The sequence below is a fragment of the Pseudonocardia sp. genome, from assembly GCF_035305885.1.
GTDB lineage: Bacteria > Actinomycetota > Actinomycetes > Mycobacteriales > Pseudonocardiaceae > Pseudonocardia.
The window spans coordinates 94,528-111,651 of sequence record NZ_DATGOP010000102.1; the positions used below are offsets into that span (position 1 = coordinate 94,528).

Annotated in this window: 23 protein-coding genes, 1 pseudogene and 2 riboswitches; of the genes and pseudogenes, 16 read left to right on the top strand and 8 right to left on the bottom strand. The window is 75.3% G+C overall.

Going from position 1 to position 17,124, the window contains the following annotated elements; all coding sequences use genetic code 11:
- Window positions 1-43: 43 nt before the first annotated feature.
- A riboswitch (SAM riboswitch) is annotated at window positions 44-138 on the bottom strand.
- Between the two features lie 141 nt (window positions 139-279).
- From VKZ81_RS21480 to VKZ81_RS21495, 5 genes and pseudogenes are all read left to right on the top strand, one after another.
- Window positions 280-903 carry an FAD-dependent oxidoreductase gene (locus VKZ81_RS21480; RefSeq protein ID WP_324243426.1) on the top strand — a complete coding sequence of 208 codons (624 nt, stop codon included), beginning with the start codon at window positions 280-282 and terminating at the stop codon, window positions 901-903.
- Window positions 904-970: 67 nt separating this feature from the next.
- A pseudogene (locus VKZ81_RS35180) lies at window positions 971-1,777 on the top strand (SAM-dependent methyltransferase); the annotation flags it as partial.
- A 129-nt stretch (window positions 1,778-1,906) separates the two neighbouring features.
- Window positions 1,907-2,020, top strand: a riboswitch (SAM riboswitch).
- A 43-nt stretch (window positions 2,021-2,063) separates the two neighbouring features.
- Window positions 2,064-3,416, top strand: coding sequence for an aminotransferase class V-fold PLP-dependent enzyme (locus VKZ81_RS21485; RefSeq protein WP_324243427.1), 1,353 nt, complete (start codon window positions 2,064-2,066; stop codon window positions 3,414-3,416).
- Between the two features lie 99 nt (window positions 3,417-3,515).
- Complete coding sequence (locus tag VKZ81_RS21490) at window positions 3,516-4,388, top strand: pentapeptide repeat-containing protein (RefSeq protein ID WP_414709435.1); 873 nt, start codon at window positions 3,516-3,518, stop codon at window positions 4,386-4,388.
- Between the two features lie 109 nt (window positions 4,389-4,497).
- Window positions 4,498-5,733, top strand: a complete 1,236-nt coding sequence (locus VKZ81_RS21495; protein ID WP_324243429.1) for a flavin-dependent oxidoreductase — start codon at window positions 4,498-4,500, stop codon at window positions 5,731-5,733.
- Between the two features lie 5 nt (window positions 5,734-5,738).
- Here the strand turns inward: VKZ81_RS21495 and VKZ81_RS21500 are convergent, their stop codons facing one another.
- A complete protein-coding gene (locus tag VKZ81_RS21500) occupies window positions 5,739-6,332 on the bottom strand; it encodes an amino acid synthesis family protein (RefSeq protein WP_324243430.1) in 594 nt (197 codons plus the stop codon).
- A gap of 52 nt (window positions 6,333-6,384) precedes the next feature.
- Window positions 6,385-7,125: an SDR family NAD(P)-dependent oxidoreductase gene (locus VKZ81_RS21505; RefSeq protein ID WP_324243431.1), complete on the bottom strand. Its 741-nt coding sequence runs from the start codon at window positions 7,123-7,125 to the stop codon at window positions 6,385-6,387.
- Window positions 7,126-7,379: 254 nt separating this feature from the next.
- Between VKZ81_RS21505 and VKZ81_RS21510 the strand changes: the two genes are divergently transcribed.
- The gene (locus tag VKZ81_RS21510) at window positions 7,380-7,748 is read left to right on the top strand and encodes a hypothetical protein (protein WP_324243432.1); all 369 of its coding nucleotides are present in this window, start codon (window positions 7,380-7,382) and stop codon (window positions 7,746-7,748) included.
- Window positions 7,749-7,760: 12 nt separating this feature from the next.
- Here VKZ81_RS21510 and VKZ81_RS21515 read toward each other — a convergent pair whose 3' ends face one another.
- Window positions 7,761-8,351, bottom strand: a complete 591-nt coding sequence (locus VKZ81_RS21515; protein WP_324243433.1) for a TetR/AcrR family transcriptional regulator — start codon at window positions 8,349-8,351, stop codon at window positions 7,761-7,763.
- Between the two features lie 71 nt (window positions 8,352-8,422).
- Here VKZ81_RS21515 and VKZ81_RS21520 point away from each other — a divergent pair, with 71 nt between their 5' ends.
- The 4 genes from VKZ81_RS21520 (at window position 8,423) to VKZ81_RS21535 (ending at window position 11,304) form a co-directional block, all read left to right on the top strand.
- On the top strand, window positions 8,423-9,250 hold the full coding sequence (locus VKZ81_RS21520) for an alpha/beta hydrolase family protein (RefSeq protein ID WP_324243434.1): 828 nt from the start codon (window positions 8,423-8,425) through the stop codon (window positions 9,248-9,250).
- Window positions 9,247-10,377 carry a YbfB/YjiJ family MFS transporter gene (locus VKZ81_RS21525; protein WP_324243435.1) on the top strand — a complete coding sequence of 377 codons (1,131 nt, stop codon included), beginning with the start codon at window positions 9,247-9,249 and terminating at the stop codon, window positions 10,375-10,377. Before VKZ81_RS21520 ends, VKZ81_RS21525 begins: the two co-directional genes overlap by 4 nt.
- Window positions 10,378-10,467: 90 nt before the next feature.
- On the top strand, window positions 10,468-10,761 hold the full coding sequence (locus tag VKZ81_RS21530) for a hypothetical protein (RefSeq protein ID WP_324243436.1): 294 nt from the start codon (window positions 10,468-10,470) through the stop codon (window positions 10,759-10,761).
- A gap of 81 nt (window positions 10,762-10,842) precedes the next feature.
- Window positions 10,843-11,304: a DoxX family protein gene (locus VKZ81_RS21535; protein WP_324243437.1), complete on the top strand. Its 462-nt coding sequence runs from the start codon at window positions 10,843-10,845 to the stop codon at window positions 11,302-11,304.
- Between the two features lies 1 nt (window position 11,305).
- On the opposite strand, the gene VKZ81_RS21540 is transcribed toward VKZ81_RS21535, so the two are convergent.
- Together VKZ81_RS21540 and VKZ81_RS21545 are read right to left on the bottom strand one after the other, a co-directional pair.
- Complete coding sequence (locus VKZ81_RS21540) at window positions 11,306-11,965, bottom strand: response regulator transcription factor (protein WP_324243438.1); 660 nt, start codon at window positions 11,963-11,965, stop codon at window positions 11,306-11,308.
- Window positions 11,962-13,083: a sensor histidine kinase gene (locus tag VKZ81_RS21545; protein WP_324243439.1), complete on the bottom strand. Its 1,122-nt coding sequence runs from the start codon at window positions 13,081-13,083 to the stop codon at window positions 11,962-11,964. The genes VKZ81_RS21540 and VKZ81_RS21545 overlap by 4 nt, the downstream gene beginning before the upstream one ends.
- Before the next feature lie 133 nt (window positions 13,084-13,216).
- Here VKZ81_RS21545 and VKZ81_RS21550 point away from each other — a divergent pair, with 133 nt between their 5' ends.
- Window positions 13,217-13,621: a hypothetical protein gene (locus VKZ81_RS21550; protein WP_324243440.1), complete on the top strand. Its 405-nt coding sequence runs from the start codon at window positions 13,217-13,219 to the stop codon at window positions 13,619-13,621.
- On the opposite strand, the gene VKZ81_RS21555 is transcribed toward VKZ81_RS21550, so the two are convergent.
- Window positions 13,608-13,808, bottom strand: a complete 201-nt coding sequence (locus VKZ81_RS21555) for a hypothetical protein (protein ID WP_324243441.1) — start codon at window positions 13,806-13,808, stop codon at window positions 13,608-13,610. The two genes, VKZ81_RS21550 and VKZ81_RS21555, sit on opposite strands and share 14 nt — an antisense overlap.
- A 211-nt stretch (window positions 13,809-14,019) precedes the next feature.
- On the opposite strand from VKZ81_RS21555, the gene VKZ81_RS21560 reads away from it, so the two are divergent.
- The 4 genes from VKZ81_RS21560 (at window position 14,020) to VKZ81_RS21575 (ending at window position 15,818) form a co-directional block, all read left to right on the top strand.
- Window positions 14,020-14,226, top strand: coding sequence for a DUF7455 domain-containing protein (locus tag VKZ81_RS21560; protein ID WP_324243442.1), 207 nt, complete (start codon window positions 14,020-14,022; stop codon window positions 14,224-14,226).
- Between the two features lie 119 nt (window positions 14,227-14,345).
- Entirely contained in the window at window positions 14,346-15,095 is a 750-nt protein-coding gene (locus tag VKZ81_RS21565; protein ID WP_324243443.1) for an enoyl-CoA hydratase-related protein, read from the top strand.
- Between the two features lie 28 nt (window positions 15,096-15,123).
- On the top strand, window positions 15,124-15,441 hold the full coding sequence (locus tag VKZ81_RS21570) for a class I SAM-dependent DNA methyltransferase (protein WP_324243444.1): 318 nt from the start codon (window positions 15,124-15,126) through the stop codon (window positions 15,439-15,441).
- 11 nt (window positions 15,442-15,452) lie between these two features.
- Window positions 15,453-15,818 (top strand): hypothetical protein, encoded by a 366-nt coding sequence (locus VKZ81_RS21575; RefSeq protein WP_324243445.1) that lies wholly within the window; start codon window positions 15,453-15,455, stop codon window positions 15,816-15,818.
- Here the strand turns inward: VKZ81_RS21575 and VKZ81_RS21580 are convergent.
- Both VKZ81_RS21580 and cutA read right to left on the bottom strand, forming a co-directional pair.
- Window positions 15,755-16,138, bottom strand: a complete 384-nt coding sequence (locus VKZ81_RS21580; RefSeq protein ID WP_324243446.1) for a DoxX family protein — start codon at window positions 16,136-16,138, stop codon at window positions 15,755-15,757. The genes VKZ81_RS21575 and VKZ81_RS21580 overlap by 64 nt on opposite strands.
- A gap of 93 nt (window positions 16,139-16,231) precedes the next feature.
- Window positions 16,232-16,573: a divalent-cation tolerance protein CutA gene (cutA, locus tag VKZ81_RS21585; protein ID WP_324243447.1), complete on the bottom strand. Its 342-nt coding sequence runs from the start codon at window positions 16,571-16,573 to the stop codon at window positions 16,232-16,234.
- 123 nt (window positions 16,574-16,696) lie between these two features.
- Here cutA and VKZ81_RS35185 point away from each other — a divergent pair, with 123 nt between their 5' ends.
- A complete protein-coding gene (locus tag VKZ81_RS35185; protein ID WP_414709436.1) occupies window positions 16,697-17,008 on the top strand; it encodes a DUF6191 domain-containing protein in 312 nt (103 codons plus the stop codon).
- Window positions 17,009-17,124: the final 116 nt, after the last annotated feature.

Sequence of the window (17,124 nt, forward strand, 5' to 3'; positions counted from 1 at the left end):
CACGTCGTGCGCTCCTCGATCCGTTCCCGACCTGGCACGGCGACCTCCATCGCTCCCGGCGGTAGCACCCTCTCCCGTCGGCGCGGGGGGTTGCTGCGGCGTCGTCGAGCCGGGTCTCTCGGCCGCTCTGGATGGCGTCTTGATTGCGCTTCGAACTTACGTAGCGATCGCATCGTTTTTCAAGCGGTGTGGCCGGAACCATTGCACGGCAAATGACCGGACAATTCGGCGCGCAAATGTCCGTGCGTTGACACGGCGGCGGGCCCGCTGCGTACCGTGGTGATCCGCGCACCGGGAGAGCTGGAGGCCGCCGTGCCCTGTCCACCGAGCCTGCTGGAACCGAGCCCGACCGCCCTGCCGACCCTCACCACCGACGTCGCCGTCGTCGGCGCCGAAGCCGCCGGAGCCGCCACCGCGTGGCACCTCGCCCGCCGCGGCCTGCGCGTCACGCTGCTGGAACGGCGCCCGGCGGGCGAGGTCTGGCGCTCGGCGGGGCCGTCGCCCTGGACCGACGCGGGGCTCCCCAGCAGGCTCGCCTCCGAGGCCGCCCGCCTGTGGCGGCAGGTCGAGCTGGCCACCGGTGCGACGTTGCTGCACGTCGTGGGCGGGGTGCGGCAGGTGCGCGCCGATCAGGCGACCGCCGCGCTCACCGCGGCGGCGACGGCGTGGGGCGCCGAGCTGCGCCACTGCGACGAGGTCGTCGGTATCGAGGGCGCAGCCGTCGAGGGCGCAGCCGTCGAGAGGACAGCCGGGGCGCTGGTGCGGACCCGCAGCGTCACCGTTTCCGCGGCCCGGGTCGTGCTCGCGGGCGCCGGACCGGCCGCGCTGCACGACGGCGGTGCCGCGGCGGTCGGGACCGTCACGACCGCGGGGTGCTTCGCCATCCCGGCGCTGACCTGCTGAGGGCGGGCCCGCGATCCCTCGCGGACCCGGCGGACCGGCGCCGTCCCGTTCTACGCTCGCGTGATCGATCTGCGACCGGACCCGGGGGCAACGTGGCAGACGACGGCATCGCGACCGACGTCCCGACGTCCCGACGTCCGCCCGCGCCTACGGCTGGCTGCTCGGCGGTACGGAGAACTTCGCCGTCGACAGGGCGTTCATGAAGGCCACGCTCGAGGTCTTCCCCGCCTGCCTGGACATCGCCCGGGAGAACCGGCGCTTCCTCCACCGAGCCGTCCGCTACCTGACCGAAGAGGCGGGGATCAGGCAGTTCCTCGACATGGGCTGCGGGTTGCCCACGAACGACAACGTGCACCAGGTGGCGCGGCGGTACCGCGATGACGCGCGCGTCGCGTACGTCGACATCGACCCGACCGTGCTCGCCCACGCCCGCGCGTCGCTGGCCGGCGACGACTCGACCGTGGTCGTCCGCGCCGACATGCGCGACCCCGAGGCGGTCCTCACGAACCCGGACGTGCTCCGCGTGATCGACCTCGGCGAACCGGTCGCGGTGCTGTTCTGTTCCGTCGGCCACCACATCCTCGACGAGTCCGACCCGCGCGCCGTGCTGCACGGGGTGATCGACCGAGCCGTTCCCGGCAGCTACCTGGCCTTCTCGCAGGTGGTCTGCGACGACGCCGACCGCGGTGCCCGGTTCGAGGAATCGATCAACGAGTTCGGGATCCCGTGGCGCAACCGTTCCGCGGCGGAGATCGACGCGCTGCTGTCCGGGCTGGATCCGGTGGAGCCGGGGCTGGTGAACCTCCGGGACTGGCGCCCCACCGACGACCAACCGCCGCTCGCGCCGGTACCCGCCGAGATCGCGCAGTACGACGGCGCGTCCCGCTCCGACCCCTCGATCTACGAGTACGGCGGGGTGCTCCGCACGGGCCGACGACGCGCACCGGCGGCGGCAGAAGATCCGCTTGACCGATCACCACGTCCGCCCGTAACCTCCCCCGCAGGTCAAGAGCGCCAGTGCGAAGCCCCGGCTCGCTGGCCGGCAACCCTCCTCCGCGGTGGGGTGCTCCGGGTGACGACCAGGCCGCCGTGCAACCACGGTCGGCAAGCGCGGACCCGACATCCGTCCGGGTCCACCGAGTGGGTCCGGAGGACCTTCGATGACCGCTGTGCTGTCCAGCCGCCGCGGCACCTGTGCCCCGGCGACCGTCACCGGCGCGGACCTGCGGGTCCCGCTCGTCACCGGCGGGCGGGTGCGCTACGCCAACCTCGACCTCGCCGCCAGCGCCCCCGCGCTGACCGCGGTGGCCGACCACGTGTCCGCCCTGCTGCCCTACTACGCGAGCGTCCACCGCGGCGCCGGCTACGCGTCGCAGGTCTGCACCGCCGTGCTGGAGAAGGCGCGCGAGACGGTCGCGACGTTCGTGGGTGCCCGCGCCGACGACGTCGTCGTGTTCACGCGCAACACCACCGACGCGCTGAACCTGCTGGCCGGGTGCGTGCCGGGGCCGGTGCTGCGGCTCGACGTCGAGCACCACGCCAACCTGCTGGCGTGGGGCGGCGGCCGGGTGCTGCGCGCCGCGTCCACCGTCGAGCAGACCCTCGCCGACCTGCGCGACGCCCTCGCCGCCGACCGGCCCGCGCTGCTCGCCGTCACCGGGGCGTCCAACGTCACCGGCGAGGTGCTGCCGATCGCGGAGATCGCGAAGATCGCCCACGCCGCGGGCGCGCGGGTGGCCGTCGACGCCGCCCAGCTCGCGCCGCACCGCCGCGTCGACATCGCCGCGTCCGGCGTCGACTACCTGGCCCTGTCCGGGCACAAGCTCTACGCCCCCTTCGGGGCGGGGGCGCTGGTCGGGCGGCGGGATTGGCTCGACGTCGCCCCGCCGCACCTGTCCGGCGGCGGCGCGGTGCACGCGGTCACCGCGCCCGCCGAGGGGGGCGCCGCCGAGGTGACGTGGGCACCCGCGCCGCACCGGCACGAGGCGGGCACCCCGAACGTGCTCGGCGCCGCCGCGCTCGCGGAGGCCTGCCGGGTGCTGCCCGGCGCGCTCGACCCGGCCCACGAGGCCGCGCTGCTGCACCGGCTCGAGACCGGCCTCGCGAGGGTGCCGGGCGTGCGGACGCTGCGGATCTGGCCCGACAGCACCGACCGCGTCGCGGTGAGCACGTTCGTGGTGGACGGGCACCCGGCCGGGCTCGTGGCGGCCTACCTGTCGGCGGAGCACGGGATCGGCGTGCGGGACGGGAAGTTCTGCGCCCACCCCCTGCTGGCCCGCCTCGCCGGCACCCCGGACGCCTCCGCGGTGCGCGCCAGCCTCGGCCTCGGCACGACGGTGGAGGACGTGGACCGGCTGATCGGGGCCGTCGAGCGGCTCGTGGCCGACGGCCCGGCGTGGGAGTACGCCGTCGTCGACGGCCGCTGGAGCCCGGTGCCCGATCCACGCGGGACGGACCCGCTCGGCCTCGGCGTCCCCGCCGGCCCCACCGCTGCGGGCTGCGGCGGCCGCTAGGCCGAACTTCAGGAAAGCCACATTCACGAAGCCCACGTTCATGAATGTGGCTTTCCTGAAGTTCGGGAGCCTGAACCCCGGGGGCCGCCCGCGACCACAATGGGTGTGGTGCACGAACCCCTCACCGCCGACTGCTCGCGCTGCGCGGGCCTGTGCTGCGTCGCGCTGCCGTTCGCGGCGTCGGCCGACTTCGCCGTCGACAAGGCCGCCGGCACACCGTGCGGGCACCTGCAGCCCGACTTCCGCTGCGGCATCCACGACGGCCTGCGCGAGGCCGGCTACCCCGGCTGCACGGTGTTCGACTGCTTCGGCGCGGGGCAGCGGGTCGTCCAGGTGACGTTCGGCGGGCGGGACTGGCGGCGCCACCCCGAGCTCGCAGGGCCGATGTTCGCGGTGTTCCCGGTGGTGCGCGTGCTGCACGAACTGCTGCGCCACCTCACGGAGGCCCGGGCGCTCCCCGCGGCCGCCCCGTTCGCCGCGGACCTCGACGCCGCCCTCGCCGAGACCGACCGGCTGGCCGCGGGCACCCCCGACGAGCTCGCCGCGCTGGACGTGGAGCCGCACCGGCGGGCGGTGGCCGACCTGCTGGGGCGGGTGAGCGACCTCGCGAGGACGCCGGGCCGGGGCCCGGACCGGCGCGGGGCCCAGCTCCTGGGCGCCCGGCTGCGGGGCGCCGACCTGCGCCGGGCGAGCTTCCGCGGCGCGCTGCTCGTCGGCGCCGACCTGCGCGGCGCGGACCTGCGTGAGGCCGACCTGCTGGGCGCGGACCTGCGCGGGGCCGACCTCGCGGGCGCCGACCTGCGCGACGCGCTCTTCCTCACCGGCCCGCAGCTCACGGCGGCCCGGGGCGACGCCGCCACGCGGCTCCCGGTGGGGCTGCCGCGCCCGGCGCACTGGGAGGGCGGGGTGCGCGGGCCCGCGAAGCGGGGACGGCGCCGCGCCCGCCGTCCCACGCGCTCCACCCGGCGGTAGAGCACGGCGGCATCGCCGATATCCGGCCAGGTCACGCGGGGCGTTCGTCGGTTTTTCGGCGGTCCCGGCGGGTTCCGCCGATCGGACCGTCGCGCTAGCGTCTCTTCGGGTGAAGGTGCTGATCGCGGGGGCCGGCATCGGGGGGCTCACCACCGCCCTGTTCCTGCACGATGCCGGGATCGAGTGCGAGATCTTCGAACGGAGCACCGAGATCCGCGAGCTGGGGGTCGGGATCAACTGCCTGCCCCACGCCGTCGGGCCGCTCGCCCGGCTGGGCCTGCTGGAGCGGCTCGACGAGGTCGCGATCCGGACCGAGGAGCTGTTCTACTGCCACCGGCTCGGCCAGGTGATCATGCGCAGGCCGTGCGGCCTCGCCGCGGGGTTCGACGTCCCGCAGTTCTCGGTGCACCGCGGCCGGCTGCAGGGGGTGCTGCTGCGGGCGGTCCGGGAGCGCCTCGGCCCGGACGCGGTGCACACCGGGCACCGGTTCGTCGGGTTCGACCAGGACGACCGCGGCGTCCGGGTGCGGTTCGCCGGGCCGTCCGGGGAGCCGCTCGGCGAGCGCGAGGGCGACGTGCTGCTCGGCGCCGACGGCATCCACTCGGCGGTGCGCGCCACGTTCTACCCGGACGAGGGCCCGCCGCGCTGGAACGGCGTCATGATGTGGCGGGGGGCCACCGACTGGCCGCCGTTCCTCACCGGCCGCTCGATGATCATCGCCGGCGGCACCGCCGCCAAGCTGGTGCTCTACCCGATCGGCCGGGGCAGCTCGCCCGACACCGTGCTCACGAACTGGGCCGTCTGCATCCGCACCGGCGAACCGGGCGACGCCCCGCCGCGCCGGGAGGACTGGTCGCGCCCGGGCGACCCGGCCGAGCTCGCCCCGCACCTCGGGCGCTTCGCCGTGCCGCACATCGACCTGGAGGGCCTGGTCGAGGCGACGCCGGTGTTCTACGAGTACCCGATGGTCGACCGCGACCCCCTGCCCCGGTGGAGCCACGGCCGCGTCACCCTCCTCGGCGACGCGGCGCACGCGATGTTCCCGATGGGCTCCAACGGCGCGGGCCAGGCCGTGCTCGACGCCGTGTCGTTGGCCCGCCACCTGTCGTCGGGGGCCGACCCGGAGGCCGCGCTGGCGGCCTACGAGGAGGAGCGGCTGCCCGCCACCCGGGAGATCGTCCTGCGCAACCGGGTCGGCGGCCCGGAGATGGTGATCGACGAGGTGGAGCGGCGCGCCCCGGACGGCTTCGACCGGCTCGACGACGTGATCGACCCCGCCGAGCTGGAGGAGATCGTCCGCAGCTACACCGCCGTGTCCACCGGGGCGCAGGCGGCCCGCCGGTAGGCCGGTCAGCCGAACGACTCGACGAGGGCGTCCACCTCGGCCTGGGTGGGCCCTTTCGAGCGGGCGTTCGGCCGCGGCCCGGTCGTGTAGCCCACGAGCAGCAGGAGCTCCTCGGGGCGTGGGGAGTCGGCGACCGTGACCGTGAGCGTGTCCATCGCATCGAGGTCCCACGCCTCGTCGAGCGGCCCGAAGACGAGGTCGATCGGCGTGCCCGCCACGCCGATCTTCGCGTTGCCGGGGATCAGGACCTTCCCGCGGCGCAGGGTGGCGCGCATGGCCATGCCCAGCCGCGGGTGGATCAGCGCGGCCCCGTGCTCCGGGTCTCCCGCCGTCCCGATGAGCGCCGCCTTGCCGTAGGCGCGGATGCCCGCCGGGTCGCCGATCCGCTCGAGCGCCCGCCTCGTGAGCTGCTCGCCGAGGGCCTCCGACAGCTCGACCAGCGGCGCGATGTCCGCCGTCGCGGGCGCGCCCGCGAGCGGGTTCGGTGCGACCGCGCCCGCCACCACGCGGGTCAGCGGTGGTGAGACCGTCCGCCCCGACTCCTCGTGCACCTGCTCTTCGACCTGCACGAACTTCCGTACGACCGGCTGCGCTGCCATGTCCCTCCTCCGGGTCCCGGGGCTCGTCACACCCCCGATCCCACCCGCTCCGTCAGGCGAACACCACTCCCCCGTCGACGACGACGGTCTGGCCGGTCATGAAGCCCGCCGCGTCGGAGACGAGGAACAGCACGGCCCCGACCAGGTCGTCGGGCACCATCTCCCGCGCCAGCGCCCGCCCGCCCGCGGCGGCGGCGATGTAGGCGTCGTCGTTGAGCGCGCGGGTGGCCGCGTCGCTGACCAGCCCGGGCGCCACGGCGTTCACGGTGATGCGGTCGGGCCCCAGCTCGCGCGCCGCCGCACGGGTCAAGCCCTCGACCGCGGCCTTCGAGGCCACGTAGTGGGCGAACCCCGGCACGCCCATGCGCGCGGTGGACGAGGAGATGTTGACGATCCGCCCGCCGCCGGCCGCGCGCATCGCGGGCACGACCGCCTTGATCCCCTGCCACGTGCCCCGCACGTTGACCCGCAGGACGGTGTCCCAGTCCTCGCACGCGAGGTCGGTGAGCGGGCGCTTCGCCCCGAGCGCCCGGTAGATCGCGGCGTTGTTGACCAGCGCGTCCACCCGGCCGTTCGCCCGCGCCACCACGGCGGCCCAGTCGTCGTCGCTGGTCACGTCGGCGGGGACGAAGGCGCAGCCCGTCTCCCGGGCGAGCGCGGCGCCGGCCTCGGCCTCGGCCGGGACGTCGGCTGCGATCACGTCCGCCCCGGCCGCGGCGAGGGAGCGGACGAAGCGTGCGCCGATGTCCCCGGCCGCCCCCGTGACGACCACCGTCTGGCCCTCGAGCTGCATGCAGGACTCCGTTCGTTCGCGCAGCGTCACGGGGCGAGTGCACCACCCCGCGGGGCAGGGCCGCCACGCCACGTCCGCCCCGCGGATGGCGAGATCCACGCGCACCGCGTCCGGTTCGCGTCTTTCGCCGGACGCGCCGCTCGTCGACCATCCACGTGCGTTCCGAAGATCACTTGGCGGGCTCGTGCCGCGCGATCCCGGTTCGCGACGGGAATCGGATCGGCGTTCGCGCCGTCAGGAGGATCTGGACGTCCATGAAACGCGTTCTCGCTGTTCTCGCCGCCCTCTCGATCGCCATGCTCGCTCTGGCCGGCAGCGCCGCGGCCGAAGCGACCTGCAACCGCGGCCACCTCTGCCTGTACCGCGACATCGAACTCGAGCCCCACCCGCTTTCCCTCTGGATCGACAACGGCACCCTCCGCTCCTGCGTGCCGGTCGACGTCCAGGACGGCCACTGGTCGTCGGCGAACAACCAGTCCGACTACACCGTCGAGCTCTGGAACCTGAAGGGGACCGGCTCGAAGCAGCTCGTCGCCACGCTGCGCCCCGGGCAGAAGATCATGTACTTCGGCGCCGCCGGGAACGACCGGGTGGACCGGGTGTGGAATCTGACCTGTGCCTGACCGCCGACCCGATCAGGTCCCGGAGCGCGCGGCCGCCAGCAGCGTGAGGGCGGCGGCGCGGGCCTGCTCCGCCGTCCCCGCGACGCGGTGGTGGGCGGCCACCACCGTGGCGCCCTCGACCAGCACCAGCAGCTGCCGGCCCAGCGCGTCGGGGTCGGCGGCGCGGGCGCGGGCGGCGATGCCGGTGAACAGGTCGAGGTAGCGCGCGAGGTGCCGCTCGGTGCGGGCGCGCACGGCGTCGACGTGGTGCTGGGCCGCGGCGTTCACCATCGCGCAGCCGCGGAACCCCGGCTCGGCGTACCAGCGGCCGAGCGCGTCGAACACGGCGGCGAGCTGGTCGGCCGGGTCGGGCCCGGCCGCCTCGACGGCCGCCGCCATCCAGGCGTGCACCCGCTCGCTGCGCCGTTCCAGCACGGCCTCGACGAGCCCGTCCTTCGTGCCGAAGTGCCGGTAGAGCGTCTCCTTCGAGATGCCGAGGCGGGCGCACAGCTCGGCCACGCCCACGCCGTCGAGCCCCCGCTCGTACAGCAGCGGCGTGGCCGCCTCGACGATGGCGGCCCGGGTGCGGGCGGGGTCGATCGTCGAACCCTTGGGGACCGGCATGCCCAAGATAGTACCGATCGGTTCGACCGCCTGGTACCGTACCGATCGGTTCGATCTCTCGGGGAGGACGCATGACGGACCCGCTCGCCACCGACCCGCCCGGCGACCCGGAGTTCCCCGCCGACACGCGCGCCGTGGTCTTCCCGAGCGGCGGCGAGCAGCTGCTCGGGGTGCTGCACGTGCCCGTGGGCCCGGGGCCGCACCCGACCGTCGTGCTGCTGCACGGCTTCCCCGGCATCGAACGCAACTTCGACCTCGCCCAGGTGCTGCGCCGGGCCGGGTACGCCGCGCTGGTCTTCCACTACCGCGGCTCGTGGGGCATGGGCGGGAGGTGGTCGTGGGGCCACGTGCTGGAGGACGCCGCCGCCGTCGTGGCCGCGCTGCGCGACCCCGCCACGGCAGCCGCGCACCGGCTGGATCCGGGGCGGGTGGCGCTGGTCGGCCACAGCCTCGGGGGGTTCGTCGCGCTCATGACCGCGGCGGCGGACCCGGCGGTGACGGCGACCGTGTCGGTGGCCGGGTTCGACTTCGGCACGGCGGCCGCGATCTGCCGGGCAGATCCGGCCGCCCGGGCGGGGTGGGTCGAGGCGTTCGCCGGTGAGCTCCTCCCGCTGCGGGGCACCAGCGGCGAGGCGCTCGTGGCCGAGATGGAGGCGGCGGGCGACGCGTGGCGGCTGGGCGGCCTCGCGCCCCGGTTGGCCGGGCGTCCCGTGCTGCTGGTCGGCACGGGCCGCGACCCGGTCACCCCGCACGCGGTGCACCACGACCCCGTCGTCGGGGCCTACCGCGCGGCGGGCGTCCGCCTGCAGCACCACGTCCTCCCCACCGACCACGCCCTGTCGGACCACCGCGTGGCGCTGGCCCGCACGGTCCTGGGCTTCCTCCGGACGGCCACGTGACCCGGGCGCTGCTGCTGTCGCTGGGTACCGCGTCCGCCCTCGGGTTCGGCCGGTTCGCCTACGGCCTGCTGCTGCCCGCGATGCGCGACGACCTGGGCTGGAGCCTCACCGAGGCCGGGGCGATGAACACCGCCAACGGGCTCGGCTACCTGGTGGGCGCGATGGCGGCGGCCGCCGTCGTCCGCGCCCTCGGCACCGCCACCGCGTTCCGGTCCGGCATGGCCCTCACCGCGCTCTCGCTCGGCGCCACCGCACTGACCAGCGACTTCGCCCTGCTGCTCGGGATCAGGGCGATCTCGGGGGCGACCGGGGCGGTCGTCTTCATCGCGGGCGGGGTGATCGCGGCGCGGCTCGCGGCCGCTGCCTCGTCCGGCACTCCGCTCACGATCTTCTTCGCCGGGGCCGGGCTGGGCATCGCCGTCAGCGGCGCGGCGATCCCGGGCCTGGGCTCCGACTGGCGCGCGGGCTGGGTGGGCCTCGCGGCCGCGGCCGCCGTCGCGACGGCGGCGAGCTGGGCGGCGGCGCGCACCGGCGGAGACCCGCCTGTGCGGTCCGGCGGACGGGCGCACGTGCTCCCGCTGTGGCGGGTCGCCGTGCCCTACGTGCTCTTCGCGACCGGCTACATCACCTACATCACGTTCCTGTCGGCCCACCTCGCCGAGCACGCGGCCCCGGCCGCGCAGGTGGCGCTCGTCTGGACCGCGATGGGGCTCGCCGTGATCGCCGCGCCCGCGCTGTGGAGCCGCCCGGTCGTGAGCTGGCCCGGTGGCACGGCGCTGGCCGCGCTGCTGGGGATCCTCGCCGCGGGCGCGGCGCTCGCGCTGGCCTCCGCGGCGCTGCCGGTCGTGCTCGCCTCCGTCGTCCTCTACGGCGCGACGTTCATGGCGGTGCCCGCGGCCGTCACCGCGCGGGTCCGCGCCGCCGTCCCGGCGCAGGACTGGACGGCGACGATCGCCGCGCTCACCACCCTGTTCGCGGCCGGGCAGACCGCGGGCCCGTGGCTCGCGGGCGTCGTCGCCGACCACACCTCGACCGGCGCCACGGTGACGTGGACCGCGGTGCTGTGCGCGGCCGGTGCGGCGATCGCCGTCACCGAGCGCTCGCGGCACCCCGCGCCGCGGCGCTGATCCCCGGGTGGGATCCGGGGGATGACCAGGGGTGGATCGGGGGTGAACCCCATGTTCCGGGCCGGACCGGGGCCGGGAGCATCTGGTGTCATGCGGCACCACGGAGACCAGCCCCCGGCGTCGGAGCCCCGCAGCTTCGCGATGCACGCCAACCAGCAGATCGACGTCGCGGTCCAGCACCTGCTCGACGCCTTGAACGCGGCCGCGGAGGACGCCGCCCGGATCGGCGCCGCCGACACCGGCGCCCGCCGGGCCGCCGCGGCGCTCCTCGACGCCCGCATCGCGGTGCACCAGGCGATCACCGCCGCCGGTCGGGCGCTCGCCGACCGCGAGCGCAGCGTCGACGTGCCCGCCGGCCTCGTCCCCGTCCCGGACGCCGCTTAGTCCGCGGCAGCGGACCGATGAGTTCTCGCCAGGTCGACGGTCATATCCCCGCACCAGCTGTTGGGAACGCTAGAAAGCGGGATGACCATGACGACGTCGAACCCCCTCGGCTCCCGGACCGCACGGGACCTCGTCCTCCTCCTGGCCCGGGTCGGGCTGGGCATCATCATGATCGGCCACGCGGCGCTGATGCACGGCCTCGGCGGAAGCCTGTCCGGCATCGGTGAGATGTGGGCCGCGACCGCGGTGCCCCTGCCCACCCTGAGCGGCCCGGCCGTCGTCCTGTTCGAGTACGTCGGCGGCGCCGCGATGATCCTCGGCCTCGGGGTGCCGATCGTCGGCGTGCTGATGGCGCTGACCATGGTCGGCGCCTGGGTCTTCGTGCACACCAGCCCGCTGTTCTCCATGGACGCCAACGGACCCGAGCTGGTCATCTCGCTCGCGCTGCTCAGCCTGGTCCTGGCCGCGCTCGGCTCCGGCCGGTTCGGGCTCGACCACCTGATCACCGGCCGGCGCGGGCACCGGGTCGTCGCGGGCGCGTGACTCACGCGCCCGGCGCCGCCAGCCCCGACTCGTACGCGATCACCACGAGCTGCGCCCGGTCCCGGGCGCCCAGCTTGGTCAGCAGCCTGCTGACGTAGGTGCGCGCCGTGGCGGGGCTGATGGACAGCGCTCCGCCGATCTCCGCGTTCGACTCCCCGAGCGCGACCCGCTGCAGCACCTCCCGCTCGCGGTCGGTGAGCCCGGCCACGAGCTCCGGCCGGGTCGTGCGGCGCAGCTGCCCGGCGAGCGCCCGCATGACGGTGCCGGTGACCGCGGGCGACAGCAGCGCATCGCCCGCCGCGACCCGCCTGATCCCCTCCCTCAGTTCCGCCGGGGCGACGTCTTTCAGCAGGTAGCCCGCGGCCCCGGCTCGGATCGCGTTCATGACGTTCTCGTCCTCGTCGAACGTCGTGAGCACGACGACCCGCACGTCGGCGAGCGCGGGGTCCGCCACGATCGCCTTCGTCGCCGCGATCCCGTCCATGACCGGCATCCGGATGTCCATGAGGACGACGTCCGGCCGGTGCTGGCGAACCACGCCCAGCCCGTTGCGCCCGTCGGCGGCCTCGCCGACCACCTCGATGTCGCCGTCCTTCTCGGCCAGGGTGCGCAGCCCGGTGCGGACGAGCTCCTGGTCGTCGACCAGCACGACCCTGATCACGGCGCGGGCCTCGCCGGGATGCGGGCCTCGACGGTGAACCCGTCCTGCGACCGGGTCCGCAGGGTCCCGCCGAGCAGGCGGACCCGTTCGGCCATCCCGGCCAGGCCGTGACCGCGGCCGTCGCCGTCGCCGGTGGCCCCCGTGCCGTCGTCGCGGATGCGCAGCTGCAGCACGTCGTCGCGCAGCTCGGCCGACACCTCCACCCGCCGGGCGTGCGCGTGCTTGACCACGTTCGTGAGCGCCTCCTGCACGATCCGGTACGCCGCGGCGTCGACCTGCGGGGACAGCGCGCCCGGTGCGACGTCGACCCGTGTGCTCACCTCGAGGCCTGCGCCGCGGATCGCGTCGACGAGGTCGCCGACGGCGGAGAGCGAGAGCACCTCCAGCTCGGCGCCCGGCGTCCGCAGCAGCCGCACCGTGGACCGCAGGTCGCGCAGCGTCTGACCGCTGGCCTCCCGGATCCGCTCGACCGCCTCGGCGGCGGGGCTGCCGGGCTCGACCGCCTCGGCGGCGACGCCCGCGTGCAACGAGATCACCGACATCGTGTGGCCGACCGTATCGTGCAGGTCGCGCGAGATCCGTTCGCGCTCGCGTTGCACCCGCCACTCGGCCTCCCGTTCCAGCTGGACGGCGGTCAGCCGCGCGATCTCGCGCCGGCTTCGGAAGCTGTAGCCGAGCGCCGTCGCCGCGGCGATCAGCGCGATGTTCGACACCGCCTCGTAGCCGATCAGGACGGCGAGCGACTCGCCCTCGGCCACGCGGAAGTAGAACGAGACCACCAGCGTGACGACCCCGGTGCCGATCGCCCACCCCGTGCGCCCGGCGTCCGCGGCCGAGAACAGCGCGGTGACCACCGGGAGGGCGACGCCGATCGGCGGGTAGTCGAAGACGTAGTAGGCGAAGAGCCCCAGCGTGGTCAGCACGAGCACCGCGCGGGGCGCCCGCCTGCGCAGCAGCATGAGCGCGCCGAACCCGGCCGCGAACAGGTACGCCCCGAGGTCCGGCGGCCGCCCGCCACCCTGCGCCGCGGCGATGACGAGCGCGATCCCGAGCGCCACCGCGGTGCCGAGCAGCGCGTCGACCACGGCGGGGGGAACCCGATCGTCTGCCGAGGCCACGTCGATCAGCGTATGGGCCCGACCCGGGCCCCGGCATCGCTCCGAAGCGTATGCGGGTGTCGCCCCGAAGCGACCCGACGTCGCGATCGCGGACCGATTCGCACACCGCGCGCGGCTCCTAGCGTCCGGTGGCGTGGAAACGCTCAAGAACCTGCACTGGCCGCTCGTGCTCGGCCTCGGCGCGCTGGCGCTGGTCCGCCCGCTGATCCGCGTCGTCACCGACCCGGGCGGGACCTCCGACGCGCCCGCGGTCGCCATCACCGTCACGCTGCTGATCTCGGTCGTGTGGATCGCCGTCGTCGGGTGGACGAACGTGGCGCACCCCGTGCTGACGCTGGTGTGCGCGGGCCTCGTCTACGGGGCGGCGTCGATCCTGCTGTCGGCGATCCTGTCCCCGCTCCTCACCGGCGAGCTGCAGGGACCGCTCGCCACGCCGCTCGGGATCGTCCCGGTGCTGGTCACCAACGCGGTGTGGGGGCTCGTGACCGGGGCGCTCGCGGCGCTGGTCCGCAGGTCGCGGGCGGTCAGGCGCCGGTGAGCACGTCGTCGAGCACGCCCTGCCGCACGTCTGCGACGAGCGCGGCGAGCTGCTCGAGGCTCATCCGGATCTCCTGACCGAAGTCGTCGGTGATCACGACGCGGCGCTCCGGCGGGGCGGCGTCGTCGAGGTGCAGCTGCGGGCAGCCGCAGTTGCACTGGCCGCAGAAGGTGGCGATGTGGCGCATGACGTCCTCCACGGGGTGGATCGGGCGGTGCGGTCGCAGGAGGAGGTCGCCCGCTGCGGCTCCCCCGGTTCCGCGGCGCCGCCCGGTTCGCCCGTTCGGGTCGCGGGGGCCCGCGAAGTGGGGTCAGCCCCCATCGGTCGTAGTGCCAGCGGGATAGCCGCACCGGCTCCCCGCCCGGACCCTTGGTGGTGACACCCGGAAGGGGAGCGAGATGAGCACCACGACTCCTGCGAGCGAGCGGCGCCCGGTCGTCCCGGCCCCGCTCAACCGGTCCGAACGTTGCGACCGCTGCGGCGCGGCGGCCCTCGTTCAGGTCACGCTGCAGACCGGTGGCGAGCTGAACTTCTGCGGCCACCACGCCCGCAAGCACGCCGCCCGGCTGCTGGAGATCGGCGCGGGCATGCGTTCCGCCCTCTGACCCCGCGGCACGACACGACCCGAGCCCGGTCGATCGGCGACCGGGCTCACGGCTATCGTCGAGGGTCCGCTCACCCGGGGGACCACCGCGATGCTTTCCGTCCGTTCCGGGGCGGCGCCGTGACGGTCCGCGTGGACCGGCGGGGCGCCGTCCGCCTCCTCACCCTCGACCGGCCGGAGAAGCGCAACGCGTTCGACGCCGCCATGACCGCGGCGCTGGACGCCGCGCTCAACGAGGTCGAGGACGACGACGCCGCGCTCGTCGCCGTCCTGACCGGCGGGCCGGACTTCTTCTCCGCGGGAACCGACGTCCGCGCGTGGGCGGGCGAGCCGACCGAGCGGGGCGGGCCCTACGGGATCGCCGGCCGCCGGATGCGCAAGCCGCTGATCGCCGCGGTCGAGGGGTTCGCCGCAGGCGGCGGGTTCGAGATCGCGCTGTCCGCCACGATGATCGTCGCCTCGCGCACCGCGACGTTCTCCTTCCCCGAGGTCGGGCTGGGCCTGGTCGCCGAGTGCGGCGGCCTGTTCCGCGGGCCGCGGGCGCTGCCGCTCAACGTCGCCCGCGAGCTCCTCCTCACCGGCGACCCGCTGCCCGCCCGGCGCGCGTACGAGCTGGGCCTGGTGAACCGCCTGACCGAGCCCGGCCGGGCCGTCGAGGAGGCCCTCGCGCTGGCGGAGCGGATCGCGTCCAGGGCGCCGGTCGCGGTCCGGGAGACGCTGCGCGCGGTCGAGGCAGGCTACGCGAACGCCGACGAGCACGGGTGGGCCGAGACCGCCCGCGCGCGGGAAGGGGCGCGCGCGTCGGCCGACGCCGCCGAGGGCGTGGCCGCCTTCCTGGAGCGGCGCCCGGCCCGGTTCACCGGGCGGTGAGGCGGGTGGCGGACCGGCTCGTCGAGGCGTGGGAGCGCAGCGCGGGCGAGTGGGCGGCGTGGGCCCGCGCACGCCCGGCCAGGACGTGCACTTCGAGCTGCTCAACTGGCCCGCCTACCAGCGGCTGCTGCCCGCGCCGGGACGGCTCACCCTCGACCTGGGCTGCGGCGAGGGCCGGCTCGGCAGGCTGCTGCGGGCGGCGGGGCACCGGGTGATCGGACTCGACAGCTCACCGACCCTCGCCGGGCTCGCCCGCCGCTCCGGCGGCTACGACCACGTGCTGGAGGCCGACGCGGGCGCGATCCCGCTGGCGGACGGGGCCGTCGACCTGGTCGTCGCGTTCTGAGCCCGCACGACATGGACGACCCGGCCGCGGCGATCGCCGAAGCGGCCCGCGTGCTCGAACCCGGCGGGATCCTCTGCGCGGCGGTCGTGCACCCGCTCAACCGGTCCGCCGAGCGCACGGAGGACCACTTCGCCCACCACCGCGTGGCGGGCACCGTCGAGTCGAACGGGCTCACGATGACCTTCGCCATCGACCGGCCGCTCTCGCACCACACGCCGGCGCTGGAGCGCGCCGGGTTCGTCGTCGAGGCGATGCGCGAGCCGCGGCCGGACGCGGCGGCCGTCCTTCCTGCACCTGCGCTGTCGGCTCGCCCTCACGCCGTGAACGGGACGGCGGCGAACCGGCCCCACGCCACGAAGGCCGCCAGGGCGAGGTAGGCCACGTTCAGCAGCACGAGCCGGTACTGCCCGAGGCGGCCGTGGGTGACCATCGCGCCGACCATGAGCAGCACCCAGCAGGCGGCCGTCACCGCCACCATGACCGGCGCGATCCCGAGCACGGCGGGCAGGATCAGGCCGACCGCGGCGAGCAGCTCGAGGACCCCGAGGGTCCGCACGAAACCGGCGCTCGCGTCCCTCGTCCACCGCGCGCCCTCGTGCACGGCGAGCTTCTCCTTCGGCACGAACGTCTTGGTGATGCCGCCGGTCAGGGCGACGAGGGCCAGCAGCCCGGCCGCGATCCACAGTGCGAGGTCCATCGGGGTTCCCTTCCCTCGGGTTTCGCCCACCAGACGACACACCGCCGGTCGCTGTGACGGGCGGTGAGGCGGGTCATACCCGACGGGCGGGGGTCAGGCGCCCGGCTCGCGCGTCTCGGCCACGACCCACTTCAGGTACTCGGGGTGCCCGCCGACGAGCGGCGTCGCGATCACGCACGGCACCTCGTCGGCGTGGTCGCGGTCGGCGCGGGCGACGATCTCGGGCACGAGCGACGCGCGCGTGTGCAGCGCGACCCGCGCCGAGCCGTGGTCCCAGATCTTCCCGTCCCAGCGGTAGGTGACGCGGATCGGCGTGATGTGGTGCCCGCACGCCACGAGGCGGTCCTCGACGAGCCGGCGGGTCCACCCGGCCAGCCACTCCGCGTCCTCGGCGGTCACGACGAGCTCCACGCAGTCGGTGTTCGGCTCGGTCACGTTCCCTCCCCCTTCCGCATTCCGGTCACGGTCGAGCGTGCCGCAGCGACGCGTCGGCGCCGACCCCGGTCGCCTTCCCCGGCGCGCCGGCCCCCGGAGTCGGCCCGGCGGTAGCGTGGCGCGGTGAGCTTCCTCGACCAGCTCGCCGGGTGGTTCCTCGCGCTCCTGGCGGCCGGTTTCGTCGCGCTCCTGGTCGTCGCACGCCGTCGCGTTTCGCGAGGAGGGCGCGCGTTCTCCTCGGCTGCCGCAGAGGTCGACGCCCTGTTCGCCGCGAGCCGACGCCACGTCGTCGAGTACCACCACGTCCAACAGATGCGGCGCGCGGACGTCGGTGACGAGGGCGACCCCGGAACGCTCCGGTGGCGAGTCGGTCTCGATCGTGGCACGGCGGCCGGGTGCGCCCGAGGGACGCGGGGCGGACGAGCTGGCCTGTAAGCCGGATTCTGTCCCCGGGCGCCTTGCGGCGACACCGGTGGGCGACCATCCATCTGGGCCCGCCGTCACCGACGGGCTCTAGCGGCCTACCCGCAGGCATCGGGCGGGCCACCCTC